At 74.0% G+C, this 14,012-nt stretch carries 14 protein-coding genes; 6 read left to right on the top strand and 8 right to left on the bottom strand.

The features are described from left to right. Window positions 1-21: 21 nt before the first annotated feature. Window positions 22-2,391, top strand: coding sequence for a 1,4-alpha-glucan branching protein GlgB (gene glgB / locus PKE99_RS09810; RefSeq protein ID WP_231498176.1), 2,370 nt, complete (start codon window positions 22-24; stop codon window positions 2,389-2,391). 132 nt (window positions 2,392-2,523) lie between these two features. Here the strand turns inward: glgB and PKE99_RS09805 are convergent, their stop codons facing one another. Genes PKE99_RS09805 through PKE99_RS09795 form a run of 3 tightly spaced genes read right to left on the bottom strand, consistent with a single transcriptional unit; the run spans window position 2,524 to window position 5,779 of the window. Beyond that, window positions 2,524-3,726: a glycosyltransferase family 87 protein gene (locus tag PKE99_RS09805; protein WP_037044779.1), complete on the bottom strand. Its 1,203-nt coding sequence runs from the start codon at window positions 3,724-3,726 to the stop codon at window positions 2,524-2,526. A 50-nt stretch (window positions 3,727-3,776) separates the two neighbouring features. Continuing rightward, window positions 3,777-4,784: a tetratricopeptide repeat protein gene (locus PKE99_RS09800; RefSeq protein ID WP_197040582.1), complete on the bottom strand. Its 1,008-nt coding sequence runs from the start codon at window positions 4,782-4,784 to the stop codon at window positions 3,777-3,779. A gap of 56 nt (window positions 4,785-4,840) precedes the next feature. After that, on the bottom strand, window positions 4,841-5,779 hold the full coding sequence (locus PKE99_RS09795) for an SCO6745 family protein (RefSeq protein WP_051737283.1): 939 nt from the start codon (window positions 5,777-5,779) through the stop codon (window positions 4,841-4,843). Between the two features lie 247 nt (window positions 5,780-6,026). On the opposite strand from PKE99_RS09795, the gene PKE99_RS09790 reads away from it, so the two are divergent. Then, complete coding sequence (locus PKE99_RS09790; RefSeq protein WP_037044776.1) at window positions 6,027-6,314, top strand: hypothetical protein; 288 nt, start codon at window positions 6,027-6,029, stop codon at window positions 6,312-6,314. A 50-nt stretch (window positions 6,315-6,364) separates the two neighbouring features. On the opposite strand, the gene PKE99_RS09785 is transcribed toward PKE99_RS09790, so the two are convergent. Beyond that, window positions 6,365-7,075, bottom strand: coding sequence for an alpha/beta fold hydrolase (locus PKE99_RS09785; protein ID WP_037044774.1), 711 nt, complete (start codon window positions 7,073-7,075; stop codon window positions 6,365-6,367). After that, entirely contained in the window at window positions 7,068-7,379 is a 312-nt protein-coding gene (locus PKE99_RS09780) for a thiamine-binding protein (RefSeq protein WP_037044769.1), read from the bottom strand. The genes PKE99_RS09785 and PKE99_RS09780 overlap by 8 nt, the downstream gene beginning before the upstream one ends. A 60-nt stretch (window positions 7,380-7,439) precedes the next feature. On the opposite strand from PKE99_RS09780, the gene PKE99_RS09775 reads away from it, so the two are divergent. Continuing rightward, on the top strand, window positions 7,440-7,943 hold the full coding sequence (locus PKE99_RS09775; RefSeq protein ID WP_037044766.1) for a MarR family winged helix-turn-helix transcriptional regulator: 504 nt from the start codon (window positions 7,440-7,442) through the stop codon (window positions 7,941-7,943). 41 nt (window positions 7,944-7,984) lie between these two features. On the opposite strand, the gene meaB is transcribed toward PKE99_RS09775, so the two are convergent. Together meaB and PKE99_RS09765 are read right to left on the bottom strand one after the other, a co-directional pair. Next, window positions 7,985-8,932 (bottom strand): methylmalonyl Co-A mutase-associated GTPase MeaB, encoded by a 948-nt coding sequence (gene meaB, locus PKE99_RS09770; protein WP_037044764.1) that lies wholly within the window; start codon window positions 8,930-8,932, stop codon window positions 7,985-7,987. 4 nt (window positions 8,933-8,936) lie between these two features. Beyond that, entirely contained in the window at window positions 8,937-10,121 is a 1,185-nt protein-coding gene (locus tag PKE99_RS09765) for an acetyl-CoA C-acetyltransferase (RefSeq protein WP_037045055.1), read from the bottom strand. A 142-nt stretch (window positions 10,122-10,263) separates the two neighbouring features. Here PKE99_RS09765 and mce point away from each other — a divergent pair, with 142 nt between their 5' ends. The 3 genes from mce (at window position 10,264) to PKE99_RS09750 (ending at window position 13,610) form a co-directional block, all read left to right on the top strand. After that, window positions 10,264-10,737 carry a methylmalonyl-CoA epimerase gene (mce, locus tag PKE99_RS09760; RefSeq protein WP_037044762.1) on the top strand — a complete coding sequence of 158 codons (474 nt, stop codon included), beginning with the start codon at window positions 10,264-10,266 and terminating at the stop codon, window positions 10,735-10,737. A gap of 249 nt (window positions 10,738-10,986) precedes the next feature. Beyond that, on the top strand, window positions 10,987-12,318 hold the full coding sequence (ccrA, locus tag PKE99_RS09755) for a crotonyl-CoA carboxylase/reductase (protein WP_037044760.1): 1,332 nt from the start codon (window positions 10,987-10,989) through the stop codon (window positions 12,316-12,318). A gap of 212 nt (window positions 12,319-12,530) precedes the next feature. Further along, window positions 12,531-13,610, top strand: a complete 1,080-nt coding sequence (locus PKE99_RS09750; RefSeq protein ID WP_037044757.1) for a coiled-coil domain-containing protein — start codon at window positions 12,531-12,533, stop codon at window positions 13,608-13,610. 54 nt (window positions 13,611-13,664) lie between these two features. Here the strand turns inward: PKE99_RS09750 and PKE99_RS09745 are convergent, their stop codons facing one another. Then, window positions 13,665-13,979, bottom strand: a complete 315-nt coding sequence (locus tag PKE99_RS09745; protein WP_231498175.1) for an Rv1322 family protein — start codon at window positions 13,977-13,979, stop codon at window positions 13,665-13,667. Window positions 13,980-14,012 lie beyond the last annotated feature (33 nt).

Genomic DNA, 14,012 nt, shown 5'->3' with positions numbered 1-14,012 from the left:
GGTCCGCAATAGGGTTTCGGGGTGGCACACGAGGACACCCGCACGATCGACCCCTGCCCCCCGGACCAGGCGACGACCGACCGGCTCCTGGGTGGTGCCCACCACAACCCCCACGGGGTGCTGGGCGCGCACCCGACGGCCGGCGGCGGCACCGTCGTCCGCGTGCTGCGCCCGCACGCCGACGAGGTGTGGGTGCTGCGCGGCGGCGACCCGGACGACGCGCACCCGCTCGTCAAGGTGCACGACGCCGGCCTGTTCTCCGGCGTCGTCGACGGGCCGGGTGGGGACTACAAGATCCGCGTCCGCTACGGCGACCGCGTCGACGTCACGGACGACCCGTACCGCTGGCTCCCGACCCTCGGCGAGGTCGACCTCCACCTGATCGGCGAGGGCCGCCACGAGCGGCTCTGGGACGTGCTCGGTGCGCACGTGCGCACCTACGACACCGCCCACGGCCAGGTCATCGGCACCAGCTTCGCCGTCTGGGCGCCCAACGCCCAGGGCGTGCGCGTGACCGGCGACTTCGACGGCTGGGCGGGCTGGGCGCACCCGATGCGCTCGCTCGGCAGCGCCGGCGTCTGGGAGATCTTCGTGCCCGACGTGGGCGTCGGGACGCGGTACAAGTACCGGATCCTGGGCCGCGACGGCGTGTGGCGTGACAAGGCGGACCCGCTGGCGTTCGCCACCGAGGTCCCGCCCGCGACGGCGTCCGTGGTCACCGCCGCCACCCATGAGTGGGGCGACGAGGAGTGGATGGCCGCACGCGCCGTCCGCCAGCCGCACGCCGAGCCCATGAGCGTCTACGAGCTGCACATCGGCTCGTGGCGGCAGGGCAACGGCTACCGCGAGATCGCCGACCAGCTCGTCGAGTACCTGGACGAGACCGGCTTCACCCACGTCGAGCTGCTCCCGGTGGCGGAGCACCCGTTCGGCGGCTCCTGGGGCTACCAGGTCTCCGGCTACTACGCCCCGACCTCCCGCTTCGGCACCCCGGACGACTTCCGGTACTTCGTCGACACGCTGCACCGGCACGGCTACGGCGTGATCGTCGACTGGGTGCCCGCGCACTTCCCGCGGGACGAGTGGGCGCTGGCCCGCTTCGACGGCTCGCCGCTGTACGAGCACGCCGACCCGCGCCGCGGCGAGCAGCCGGACTGGGGCACGCTCGTGTTCGACTTCGGCCGTCGCGAGGTGCGCAACTTCCTGGTCGCCAACGCGCTGTACTGGCTCGAGGAGTTCCACATCGACGGGCTGCGGGTGGACGCCGTGGCCTCGATGCTCTACCTCGACTACTCGCGGCCGGACGGGCAGTGGCTGCCCAACCAGTACGGCGGCCGGGAGAACCTCGAGGCCGTCTCCTTCCTGCAGGAGATGAACGCGACGGTCTACCGGGAGCACCCCGGCGTCGTCACGATCGCCGAGGAGTCCACGGCGTGGCCGGGCGTCACGCGGCCCACCTACATGGGCGGGCTCGGCTTCGGGTTCAAGTGGAACATGGGCTGGATGCACGACACGCTCGACTACATCGGGCGCGACCCCGTGCACCGCAGCTACCACCACAACCAGATGACCTTCTCGCTGATGTACGCGTTCAGCGAGAACTACGTCCTGCCGATCAGCCACGACGAGGTCGTGCACGGCAAGGGCTCGCTGTGGACCCGGATGCCGGGCGACGACTGGAACAAGGCCGCCAACGTCCGCGCGCTGCTCGCGTTCATGTGGGCGCACCCGGGCAAGCAGCTGCTGTTCATGGGCCAGGAGTTCGGCCAGGTCCGCGAGTGGTCGGAGGAGCGCTCGCTCGACTGGGACCTGCTCGGCAACCGGCTGCACGGCGGCATCAAGACCCTCGTCGGCGACCTCAACCGCACCTACCGGGACCACCCGGCGCTGTGGACCGCGGACCACTCGCCCGAGGGCTTCTCGTGGATCGACGCCAACGACGCCGCGGGCAACGTGCTGAGCTTCCTGCGGCAGGGCACCGACCACGACGGCCGCCCGGCGGTCCTGGCCTGCATCGCGAACTTCTCCGGCCAGCCGAAGGAGAACTACCGCGTGGGGCTGCCCTTCGCGGGCAAGTGGCGCGAGCTGGTCAACACGGACGCCGAGAACTACGGCGGCTCCGGCGTGGGCAACCTGGGCGGGGTCGAGGCCGAGCGGGCCGCGTGGCACGGGCGTCCGGCGTCGGCCGTCCTGCGGCTGCCCCCGGCGGGCGTGCTCTGGCTGGTGCCGGAGGAGACGGGCGGCCCGGTGCACCCGAAGCGGCCCGTCCAGTCCGCCGCCACCGAGCCGGCCGTCGAGGCACCGCCCGCCGGCGCCGCCCACACCCCGGACCTGGTGCGGGGCGTCCAGCCCGAGGTCGGCCCCGCCGACGAGGATTCCCGCGACGTCTGACCGGCGGCAGTATGGTTCCCTAACGCTTGCCACAGACCGCCATGTCGGCGTTATGGAACCATACTGCTGCTCGCCCGCGTCCTTTTCGGCGTTATGGAACCGTACTGCGGAAACAGCGTCCGAAAATGCGCGTTATGGTTCCATAGTGCGGTCAGCGTTGCGGAGCAGCGTGACCCAGTAGGCCAGAAGGATCGCGCAGTAGAGGCTGCGGCCGAGCGGCGTCCACGGGTCGTCCGGCGTCCACAGCTCGCCCCAGGAGACGGGGACCAGCGGCAACGCCAGCAGCGCGGCCACCCACGCCCGGCGCACGCTGCCCGCCGCCGACGCCGCCACCACGGCGAGCACGCCCGGCCACAGCAGCAGCAGGTAGTTGTGCCAGGAGATGGGCGACATCAGCAGGCCCGCCGCGATCACCGCCCACGGTGCCGTGCCGCCCGGGTCCACCGTGCCGGTGCGGGAGCGGCGCGCGAGCCAGACCAGGGTGCCGACCAGCGCGACGAGCCCCAGCACCGTCCCGACGCCCGACGGCAGTCCCAGGCGCAGCGCCTCGCCGGGCAGGGCGGCGTTGTCCAGGACGTCGGGCACCGGCTCGCCGAACCCGATCCGCAGCCACTCCAGGGCGCTCGACGGCCCCGCGGCCAGCGCACCCACGAGGGTCGCGACGACGGCGCCGCCGACCCCCGCAAAAAACGGCCGCCACCGCTGCTGCACGGCGGGGAGCAGCAGGACCGGGGCGAGCGAGGGCTTGAGCGCGACCGTGACGCCGTAGAGCACGCCGGCGAGCAGCGGGTGCCCGCGGCGCTCGGCGATCCAGCCCGCGACCAGCCCGACCAGCAGCAGCCCGTAGATCTGGCCGAGGTAGAGCGTGCCGTGCAGGGGCGAGGACGCGAGCATCGCCAGCGTGGCGCCCGCCGTCCACCACCACGGCAACCGCAGCTCCCGGCACACCAGCAGCACCGCGCCGGCGATCAGCAGCAGGGTGACCGCGGCGAACACCCGGTACGCGACGACCACGTCGAGACCCGCGAGCGGGGCCAGCAGCAGGCTGAGCAGCGGCGGGTTGAGGTTGCGCAGCTTCGCCGGCGTCTCGTAGATGTCGCCGCCCTGGGTGAGCGCGACGGCGGAATGCCAGAACGTGTCGAAGTCCGCGTGCAGCTCCCGCATGTCCGTCGACGACAGGCCGAGGACCAGCAGGTTGTGGTGCGTGGCGTGCAGCACGGCGGTCAGCGCGAGCGCCGCCACCGCGAGCACGGCCGCGCCGACGCGGGCGGCCGTCCACCGCCGGGCCGGGGGCCGCGGCGGATCGGCGACGGGCTGCGGGCTGGTCGTCGACACGGCTGCCGACCGTAGTCGGCCGGGATCCCTCCCGGCCGCGCGCCCCGCGCTCAGAACAGCGCGCGGGCCAGGGCGCGACGGGCGGTGCTCACCCGCGGGTCGTCCGCCGGGAACAGCTCGAACAGCCCGACGAGGTGGCTGCGGACCTTCTCCCGGTCGTCCCCGAAGGTCCGGCCGACCGCGGCGACCAGGCGCCCGAAGGCCGACTCGGCCCGGTCCTGGGCGACCTCGGCGTCCGCCGCGGCGAGCTGGGCGTCGACGTCGTCGGGTGCGGCGTCGGCCCGGGCGATCGCCGACGGGTCCGCCTGCTCGGCCCGGGCCAGGAAGCGCACCTGCGAGAGCGCGGCCAGCGCCATCTCGTTGGCCGGCTCCTGGTCGAGGATCCGCTGGTAGGCGGCCTCGGCCTCGGCGTAGTCACCGCGCTCGAGCGCGTCCTCGGCCTCGGTGAAGCGCGGGTCCTCCGGCTCCTCCTCGGGCGCGGCCGTGCCGCCCGCGGCCGCCCGGCGCTCGCCCTCGGCGATCGCGGGCATGCGGTCGCGCAGGGCGTCGAGGATCCGGGCGATCCAGTCCTTGACCTGCGGCTCGGGCAGGGCGCCCTGGAACGCGTCGACCGGCTGACCCGCGACGACCGCGACCACCATCGGGATCGACTGCACGCCGAAGGCCTGCGCGATCCGCTGGTTGGCGTCGACGTCGACCTTCGCGAGGAGCCAGGCGCCGCCGCTCGCGTTCGCGAGGCGCTCCAGGACCGGCGAGAGCTGCTTGCAGGGCTCGCACCAGGTGGCCCAGAGGTCGACGATCACCGGCACCTGCAGGGACGCCTCGAGCACGTCCCGCTGGAAGCTCTGCTCGGTGACGTCGATGACGTACCCGCCACCGCCGCCACCGTCGGGGGAGGCCGCCGGGGCCCCGCCCTGGGCGCCGCCCGCCGCCTGCTGGCGGGCCGCGGCCTCCGAACGGGCCTTCAGCGCGGAGAGATCGACGGCGCCCGCCAACGCGGACGACAGGGCCGCCGTCTGGGCTGCCTGACGAGGATCGGGTCGCGACACGCCGTCCATCCTGGCACGATCGCCACCCGGCCCGCCCGTCGCCCGTCCCCTCGGGTGCCGGCGGATCAGCCGGGGCCGGCCGCCACGAGCGGGCGCATGCCCATCGGGTTCTGCGGCAGGAAGTCGCCCGCGGCGAGGACCCGCTCCACCAGGGGTCCCGCCAGCCCGACCAGACGCTCGGCCCGGGCGTCGCCGAGGGCGCGCCAGGCCTGGTCGGCGAGCGCGTCCGTGCGGGCCTCGACCTCGGCGCAGAGCTCCCGCCCCGCGTCGGTGAGCACGGTGTCGGTCACGGTCTCCCCGGCGTTCGGTTCGACGAGGCCCCGGTCGCTGAGCCGGGCCCGCGCGGCCTCCCACTCCTCGACGGTCCAGCCGCGCCGCTCGCGCAGCCAGTCGCCCGGCAGGCCCTGGGCGCCCGCGAACACCACCAGCGCCTCCACGGGGTCGACGCCCGCGCTCACCAGGGCGGCGACGTGCCCGTCTCCCCGCTGCTCGCGCAGGACCGTCTGGGCCTGCCAGAGGACGAGGTGCGGCGCGTCCGGCCACGGCAGGGCGGCGTTGGCGGCGGCGAGCGCCCGCCCGGCCGTCGACACGGAGGTCGCGGCCGTGCGCGCCAGCTCGGCCGCCTCGGCGACGTCGGCGGACCCGGTGAGCTCGCCGAGCGCGCGGCGCAGGGCGGCGTCGACGGCCGCCAGCCGGGCGTCGAGCAGCTGCGCGGGCGTGGCGACCGACCAGACCTCGGGCACCGAGCGGGCGACGAACCCGGGCGCGAAGTTGTAGAACAGCGCGGTCACGACCTCGGCCGGAACCGGCCCGAGCGGTGCGGCGCGCTGCCCGAAGTAGCCGCGCCAGAAGCCCCGCAGGCCCAGCGACTCCCCCGCCGAGCGCGCCTCCGGCGCGAAGTAGGTCACCGCGTGCAACGGCTCCAGCGCGCGCCACAGCCGGCGCGCCCGGTGCTCCTCGCCGGCGGCGTCCGTGCTGGTCGCAGCGGTGGTCCCGGTCGTCATGGCGCCTCCCGTCCTCGTTCCCCCCACGACCGTAGGACGTCCGACCATCGTCGATCCAGCGCCCGGCGTTGCGCCGATCCGGTGGCGGCGCGCACCCGCGGTCCGCGGTCGCGGACGCGCCGATCACCGGACCGGCGGAGCACCAGCGGCGGCGTGCGCTCGTTGACCTCACGGAAGTGACGTCGCGTCACGTGCGTGCACGCCGGACGGATCCGCGCCGGGACCGTCCCCCTGACCGGAGGATCTGATGAGCCAGGAGAACACCGTCGCCGACCGCCTGCTGGCGGAGGCCCGCAGGAAGACCGCGCGCGAGCAGAACCCCGTGCTGGGCAAGGTCGCGCTGATCATCGGCATCGTCGCGCTGGTCGCCAGCCCGATCTCGATCGTCGGCTGGGTCGGCGGGCTCGCGGCCCTCGGTGTCGGCGTCGCCGCGGTCCGCAACCCGGACACCGCGAAGCTCGCCAAGATCGCGATGGGGCTGGGCTTCGCCGCGATCCTCGTCGGCGTCTTCTTCTTCACGCTCAACATCGCCTGACCGACCCCGCACGACGGCCGGCGGGGGCTCCCGCCGGTCGTGAGGGTGCGTCACAGGCCGACGAGCAGGTCGGCCAGCTCGGCCGGGCGGGTGAGCATCGGGAAGTGCCCACCGGGCAGCTCGCGGACCTCGAAGCCCAGGTCGGCGGCCAGCCGGCGGGAGGTCTCCGGGTTCACCACGCGGTCCTGCGCGCAGACGACCAACACCGTCCGCACCGCCGGCCACGCGGCCAGCGGCGTGACCTCCTTGCCGATCGCCCACGCCTGCGGGCGGAGGCCCGCGACCGCCTCCCGCACGAGGTCCGGCGCGCCCAGCTCCTGGGCCACCCCGGCGTACAGCGACGCCTCGGCGGCTTCTGCCGGCCAGCTCGTCGTGCCGCCCGGGCCGCGCTCCTGGCCGGGGCCGAACCCCGGGGCCATGATCGTGCGGTCCTCGCGGAGCAGGTCGTTGTGCGCCCGGCCGGGCGCCGGGAGCATCGCCGCGACCAGCACCAGGGCACGCGTCCGCGGGCCGAGCTCGGCGGCGACCAGCGGCGCGGTGAGTCCGCCGAGCGAGTGCCCGACGACCACGACCGGCCCCTCGGCCGGCGCCGCGGCGAGCGCCGCCGCGGCGTACTCGGCGGCGCCCGCCCCCGGCTCGTCGGCCGGCAGGTCCGGAGCCACCGAGCTGCGCCCCCGGGCCCGCAGCTCCTCCTGCAGCGGCGTCCAGCTCGACCCGCGGTGCCAGGCCCCGTGCAGGAGCAGGAACGCCGGGTCAGCCATCCGAGCCGAGCGCCTTCTCGATCCGCTCCACCTTCGCGCTGAGCTGGCCGGTGTACCCCGGGCGGATGTCGGCCTTGAGCACCAGGCTCACCCGCGGGGACCGGGCCTGCACGGCCTCGACCGCGCGGCCCACCACGGCCATCGCCTCGTCCCAGGTCTCGGCCTCGATGGTGGTGAACATGGACGTCGTCTCGTTGGGCAGCCCGGACTCCCGGACCACGCGGACGGCCTCGGCGACGGCGTCGCCCACGCTCCCGTCGTCGGAGGAGCTGCCGGACGGCGCGATGCTGAACGCTACGAGCATGCCGCCAGCCTGCCCCATGATCTCGGGCCGCGGGTGTCCGCCCTGCTAGCGTGCGTGGCCATGGCCTCGCGCGACCCGCTCCCCTTCGACCCGATCGACCGGGCGGCGGAGCTCTGGGCCGAGCGCATCGGCCCGTCGGACACCATGGCCGCCGTCACCAGCGTGATGCGCGTGCAGCAGATCCTGCTGTCGGCCGTCGACGCCGCGCTCAAGCCGCACAACCTCACCTTCGCCCGCTACGAGGCGCTGGTGCTGCTGAGCTTCTCGCGGGCCAAGAAGCTGCCGATGCGGGTGATGGGCGAGCGGCTGCAGCTGCACCCGACCAGCGTCACGAACATCGTCGACCGGCTGCAGGCGGACGGGCTGGTACGCCGGACCCCGCACCCCACGGACCGGCGGGCGACGCTGGTCGAGATCACGCCGGACGGGCTGGAGCGCCTGGAGCAGGCCACCAAGTCCGTCACCGCCGTCGACTTCGGGCTGGTGGGACTCGACGCGGAGGGCAAGGCCACGCTCTTCGACCTGCTCGGCCGCATCCGCTCGGCCTCCGGCGACTTCCGCTGACCCCTGTGAGTGGCGATAGTCGCCATGGCGACTATCGCCACTCACAGGGAGTCGAGGAGCTCGTCCGCCGCCGCGTAGGGGCTCAGCGTGCCGGCCACGACCTTCTCGGCCAGCGCCTCGAGGGCGGCCCCGCCGCGGACGTCGCCGAGCCGCGCGCGGACCTTCTCCAGCCCGATCGCCTCGATCTCGTTCTCCGCCCGCCGCCGGCGCCGCCGCGGACCCTCGCCGGAGGACTCCAGCCAGGCCCGGTGCTCGTCGATCGCCCCGGCGACCTCGTCGACGCCCTCGCCACGGGCCGCGACCGTCCGGCACACCGGTGGCTTCCAGGCGTCCCGCCGCTCACCGAGCGACATCATGTAGCGCAGGTCGCGGACGGTCTGGTCGGCGCCCTCGCGGTCCGCCTTGTTGACCACGAACACGTCCGCGATCTCGAGGATCCCGGCCTTGGCGGCCTGCACGCCGTCGCCCATCCCGGGCGCGAGCAACACGACCGTGGTGTCGGCGAGCGAGACGACGTCGACCTCGGACTGGCCGACCCCGACCGTCTCGACGAGCACGACGTCGCAGCCCGCGGCGTCGAGCACCCGCAGCGCCTGCGGGGTCGCCCAGGCCAGCCCGCCCAGGTGCCCCCGGGTCGCCATGGACCGGATGAACACGCCCTCGTCGATCGCGTGGTCGCCCATCCGGACCCGGTCGCCGAGCAGCGCGCCGCCGGAGAAGGGCGACGACGGGTCGACAGCGAGCACGCCGACCCGCTTGCCCTGCTCCCGGAACGCCGCGACCAGCGCGGACGTGGTGGTGGACTTGCCGACGCCCGGCGAGCCCGTCAGACCGACGACCTGCGCCCGCCCCGTGTGCGGGGCGAGCAGCGCGGCGACCTCCGGCAGGTCCTTCGACCCGCTCTCGACGAGCGAGATCAGCCGGGCGACCGCGCGCTGCTGGCCCTCCAGCGCGCGGTCGACCAACTCCTGCGGGGACTGCTGAGGCAAGGGATCAGGCCGGGACGCGGAGGATCAGCGCGTCGCCCTGGCCGCCGCCGCCGCACAGCGCGGCCACGCCGACACCGCCGCCGCGGCGCTTGAGCTCGAGCGCCAGGTGCAGCGTGATCCGTGCACCGGACATGCCGATCGGGTGGCCGAGCGCGATCGCGCCGCCGTTGACGTTGACCTTCTCCTCGTCGAGGCCCAGCTTGCGCGTGGACACGAGACCGACCGCGGCGAAGGCCTCGTTGATCTCGACCAGGTCGAGCTCCTTGGGGTCGAGGCCCTCCTTGGCGCACGCCTTGGCGATGGCGTTGGCCGGCTGCTCGTGCAGGCTCGTGTCCGGTCCGGCGACCACGCCGTGCGCGCCGATCTCGGCCAGCCAGGTCAGGCCCAGCTCCTCGGCCTTGGCCTTGCTCATCACCACGACCGCGCACGCGCCGTCGCTGATCTGCGACGACGAGCCCGCGGTGATCGTGCCGTCCGCGGCGAAGGCCGGGCGCAGCTTGGCGAGGCTCTCGCCGGTGGTGTCGCCGCGGACGCCCTCGTCGTGCGAGAAGACGACCGGGTCGCCCTTGCGCTGCGGGATCTCGACGGGGGTGATCTCGTCGTCGAACACCCCGTTCTTCACGGCGGCGGCGGCGAGCTGGTGCGACCGGGCCGCGAAGGCGTCCTGGTCCTCGCGGGTGACGTCGTAGCGGCTGTTGTGCTTCTCCGTCGACGCACCCATCGCGACCTGGTCGAAGGCACAGAACAGGCCGTCGTAGGACATGCTGTCGATCAGCGCGGTGTCGCCGAACTTCGTGCCCTCGCGGGACTTGGTCAGCAGGTGCGGTGCCTGGGTCATCGACTCCTGGCCGCCCGCGACCACGATGTCGAACTCACCGGCACGGATGAGCTGGTCGGCGAGGGCGATGGCGTCGATGCCGGACAGGCAGACCTTGTTGACGGTCAGCGCCGGGACGTCCATCGGGATGCCGGCGGCCGCGGCCGCCTGGCGGGCGGGGATCTGGCCGGCGCCCGCGGTGAGCACCTGCCCCATGATCACGTACTCGACCTGCTCGGGGGCCACCCCGGCCTTCTCCAGGGCGCCCTTGATCGCGAATCCGCCGAGCTGCGCGCCCGAGAACCCCTTGAGCGACCCGAGCAGCCGGCCGACCGGCGTACGGGAACCAGCGACGATCACGGACTGCGCCACGACGACCTCCAGCAACTGCGTTGGCACACGGGATTGGTTCCGGACCATACCCGTCGGTCACCTGCGAAGAGACGGCCCGAACGGACGGGTGAGCAGCCACACAGAGGGCCGGGCCCGGTACCGCGCATTAGATTCCCGGACCATGACGGCACAGACGGAATCGGCCCACGGCGCGCTCGGATCCCTGCTGACCCAGATCGACCACGTCGGCATCGCGGTGGCCGACCTCGACGAGGCGATCGCCTGGTACCACGACGTGTTCGGGCTGGTGAACACGCACGAGGAGGTCAACGAGGAGCAGGGCGTGCGCGAGGCGATGCTCGCCGCGCCCGGCGCCGACCCCGCCTCCAGCACGCGCATCCAGCTGCTGGCCCCGCTGCGCCCGGACTCCACGATCGCGAAGTTCCTCGACCGCAACGGCCCGGGCCTGCAGCAGCTCGCCTACCGGGTCACCGACATCGAGGCCGCGATGGAGGCGCTCAAGAACAAGGGCCTGCGCCTGCTCTACCCGGAGCCGCGGCGCGGCACGGCGGACTCGCGGATCAACTTCGTGCACCCGAAGGACGCCGGCGGCGTGCTCGTCGAGCTGGTGGAGCCGGCGGCCACCCCTCACTGACACCCGAACGAACGGCGCTCTTGTGCGGGAGGTCCGCACGCCAGGGCCGTTCGTGCAGCGTCCCGGCCCCTCCGATCAGGCGGTTTCCACCCGATCGGAGGGGCTGCTTCATTGATCCAGTCGGTGGGCTGCGTCACGATCGGCCCCATCGGCGGAGCGCGCAGCCACAATGCCTCGGGTACCATACTGATCGGTAACTGATCGGTATCCCAAGCAAGCCACACGACTCACGCCACCGGAGGCCAGGCCGTGCAGGAGATCCTCGACGCCATTCTCGCCGAGCGTTTCGACGCCGTGGGTGGGCTTCCCGTCCCGGACCACTACCAGGCGATGACGGTCCACGCGGACGAGACCGAGATGTTCGACGGGATCGCCACCCGCGACAAGGACCCGCGCAAGAGCCTGCACCTGGACACGGTGCCCACCCCCGAGCTCGGCCCGGGCGAGGCGATCGTGGCCGTGATGGCCAGCGCGATCAACTACAACACCGTGTGGACCTCGATCTTCGAGCCGGTGTCCACGTTCGGCTTCCTCAAGCGCTACGGGCGCGAGTCCGAGCTGGCCAAGCGGCACGACCTGCCGTACCACATCGTGGGCTCCGACCTGGCCGGCGTCGTGCTGCAGACGGGGCCCGGGGTCAACGCGTGGAAGCCCGGTGACCGGGTCGTCGCGCACTGCCTGTCCGTCGAGCTGGAGAGCCCGGACGGGCACGGCGACACGATGATGGACCCGCAGCAGCGGATCTGGGGCTTCGAGACCAACTTCGGCGGGCTCGCGCAGCTCGCCCTGGTCAAGTCCAACCAGCTGATGCCCAAGCCGGAGCACCTCACCTGGGAGGAGGCGGCCAGCCCCGGGCTGGTCAACTCCACCGCCTACCGCCAGCTCGTCTCGCGCAACGGCGCGGACATGAAGCAGGGCGACACGGTGCTCATCTGGGGCGCGAGCGGCGGGCTCGGCTCGTACGCCACCCAGTTCGCGCTCAACGGCGGCGCCACCCCGATCTGTGTCGTCTCCTCGCAGGAGAAGGCCGACATCTGCCGGGCCATGGGCGCGGAGCTGATCATCGACCGCAACGCCGAGGGCTACAAGTTCTGGAAGGACCCGCAGACCCAGGACCCGAAGGAGTGGAAGCGCTTCGGGGCCAGGATCCGCGAGCTGACCGGCGGTGACGACCCGGACATCGTGTTCGAGCACCCGGGCCGGGAGACCTTCGGCGCCTCGGTCTACTGCGCGCGCAAGGGCGGCACGATCGTGACCTGCGCGTCGACGTCGGGCTACATGCACGAGTACGACAACCGGTACCTGTGGATGAACCTCAAGCGGATCGTGGGCTCGCACTTCGCGAACTACCGCGAGGCGTGGGAGGCGAACCGGCTGATCGACAAGGGCCTGGTCCACCCGACCGTCTCCAAGGTCTACCCGCTGGCCGACACCGGCCAGGCGGCGTACGACGTCCACCAGAACGCCCACCAGGGCAAGGTCGGCGTGCTCGCGCTGGCCCCCGAGGAGGGCCTGGGCGTGACGAACCCGGAGAAGCGGGCCAAGCACCTCGACGCGATCAACCGCTTCCGCGGCGTCTGATCCACCCGCAGCACGGCTCCGCGACGCACCAGGCGACGCGCGCGTCACGGAGCCGTGCTGCGTTCTCCGCGGCCCGGTTCGAGCGGCACGGCCTTACTGCGAATGCTCCACGGGCCACACCCCGGATCGGCCCACGCCCGGACGGGTGACGGAGCGCACCCGGGGCCGCGCGTGACGCTCCGCGAATGCGGTAGCCCGGTACGGTGAAGTTCATGGTCGGTGAACCGGAGAACCCCCAGCCCACCGCCGGTGACCAGCCCACGGCCGGCTTCCGGGTCGTCCGCCGCGGCTACGACCAGGAGCAGGTCGACGGGCACCTGCACCGGATCGACGCGGACGTCCGGCTGCTCGCCGCGGACCGGGACGCCGCCGTCACGCAGGTGACCCGGCTGACCCGCGAGCTCGACGAGACGCGCGGCCGGCTGGAGTCGATGCGCCAGCAGGTGCGGCGGCTGTCGGGGCCGCCGGACAGCGTCCAGGGCCTCAGCGAGCGGATGCGCTCGATGCTCCGGCTGGCCGAGGACGAGGTCGCCGAGACGCGGGCCCGGGCGGACGCGGAGGTGACCCGGCTGCGGGCCGAGTGCGACCAGGAGCTGGCCGAGCGCCGCGCGGACACCGAGCGCCACCGGGAAGCGGTGCTCGCCGAGGCCCGGAACGAGGCGGAGCGGATCGTCGCCCGGGCGAAGGCCCTGCAGGCCCAGGCCGCCCAGGACAAGCTGGCGAACGACGAGGCGATCGCCCGGGTCCAGGCCGAGTCGGCCGCTGCGATCGCCGCGGCGAACTCCGCCGCCGCCGCCGAGCGCGAGCAGGTCGAGGAGGACTTCCGGATCGCGATGGACCAGCGGCGCACCGAGACCCTCGGGGCGCTGCAGGCCGAGCGTACGGCGACGCAGCAGGAGGTCGCGCGGCTCCGCGCCGAGGCGGACGAGTACTCCCGGACCACCCGTGCGGCGGCGGACGACTACGCCCGGACCACCCACGCGGCGGCGGACGACTACGCCCGGGCCACCCACGCGGCGGCCGACCAGCAGGCCGCCGGGATCGTCGCCGACGCCCGCGGCGAGGCCGAGCGCCTCGTCCGCGAGGCCGAACGCCGGGTCACCGAGCTCACCGACCTGCGCGGCCGGGTCGCCGAGCAGCTCGCGCACGCCCGCGCCGCGCTCGTCGCGGACCTGGCGGCCCTGGGCCCGCTGGCCGACGAGGGCGACCGCACGGACGGTGCGGTGCCCGAGCAGGCGAGCGAGCAGTCCCGCCGCCGTCCGCGCCCCCACCCGGCCACGGCCCGCGCCTGACCCCTCGCCGCGGGCGGCCCACGGAGGCCGGCCCGGACGACGGCAGGACCGCGCTCAGCGGGGACGGCGGAGGCCCGGCCGGCGGCGGCCACGCGCGTTCCAGCACGGCAGGTGCCAGTGCCGGCGGTCCTCCACCGAGCCCCACTCCCCCGTCGGCCACGTGACCACGTGCCCGACGCCGGCGGGGATCAGCTGGTCGCAGCCCGGGCAGCGATAGTCCTTCACCGACGATCCGCCGGGGACGTGCCGGACGGCCCACTCGCCGTCGGGCCCCGTCTCGGCGCGGGTCACGATCCCCGACGACAGGGGTGCGGGCACGGCGCGGCCCCGCCCCCGGTCCGAGGGGCGGGGCCGTCGACCGCGTGCCATGGATCCGACCGTAACCGCCCCGACGGCGCCGCG

It is taken from the genome of Pseudonocardia halophobica, assembly GCF_027922425.1.
GTDB lineage: Bacteria > Actinomycetota > Actinomycetes > Mycobacteriales > Pseudonocardiaceae > Pseudonocardia > Pseudonocardia halophobica.
Note: the sequence above shows the minus strand (reverse complement) of the source record. Positions and strands in the feature narration are given on the sequence as shown.

Bases quoted from the DNA above. Each gene is read 5' to 3' on its own strand.
- PKE99_RS09800 (WP_197040582.1), bottom strand. From the start codon at position 4,784: ATGGACGGCGTGTCGCGACCCGATCCTCGTCAGGCAGCCCAGACGGCG.
- PKE99_RS09795 (WP_051737283.1), bottom strand. From the start codon at position 5,779: ATGACGACCGGGACCACCGCTGCGACCAGCACGGACGCCGCCGGCGAG.
- PKE99_RS09790 (WP_037044776.1), top strand. From the start codon at position 6,027: ATGAGCCAGGAGAACACCGTCGCCGACCGCCTGCTGGCGGAGGCCCGC.
- PKE99_RS09785 (WP_037044774.1), bottom strand. From the start codon at position 7,075: ATGGCTGACCCGGCGTTCCTGCTCCTGCACGGGGCCTGGCACCGCGGG.
- PKE99_RS09780 (WP_037044769.1), bottom strand. From the start codon at position 7,379: ATGCTCGTAGCGTTCAGCATCGCGCCGTCCGGCAGCTCCTCCGACGAC.
- PKE99_RS09775 (WP_037044766.1), top strand. From the start codon at position 7,440: ATGGCCTCGCGCGACCCGCTCCCCTTCGACCCGATCGACCGGGCGGCG.
- mce (WP_037044762.1), top strand. From the start codon at position 10,264: ATGACGGCACAGACGGAATCGGCCCACGGCGCGCTCGGATCCCTGCTG.
- PKE99_RS09750 (WP_037044757.1), top strand. From the start codon at position 12,531: ATGGTCGGTGAACCGGAGAACCCCCAGCCCACCGCCGGTGACCAGCCC.
- PKE99_RS09745 (WP_231498175.1), bottom strand. From the start codon at position 13,979: ATGGCACGCGGTCGACGGCCCCGCCCCTCGGACCGGGGGCGGGGCCGC.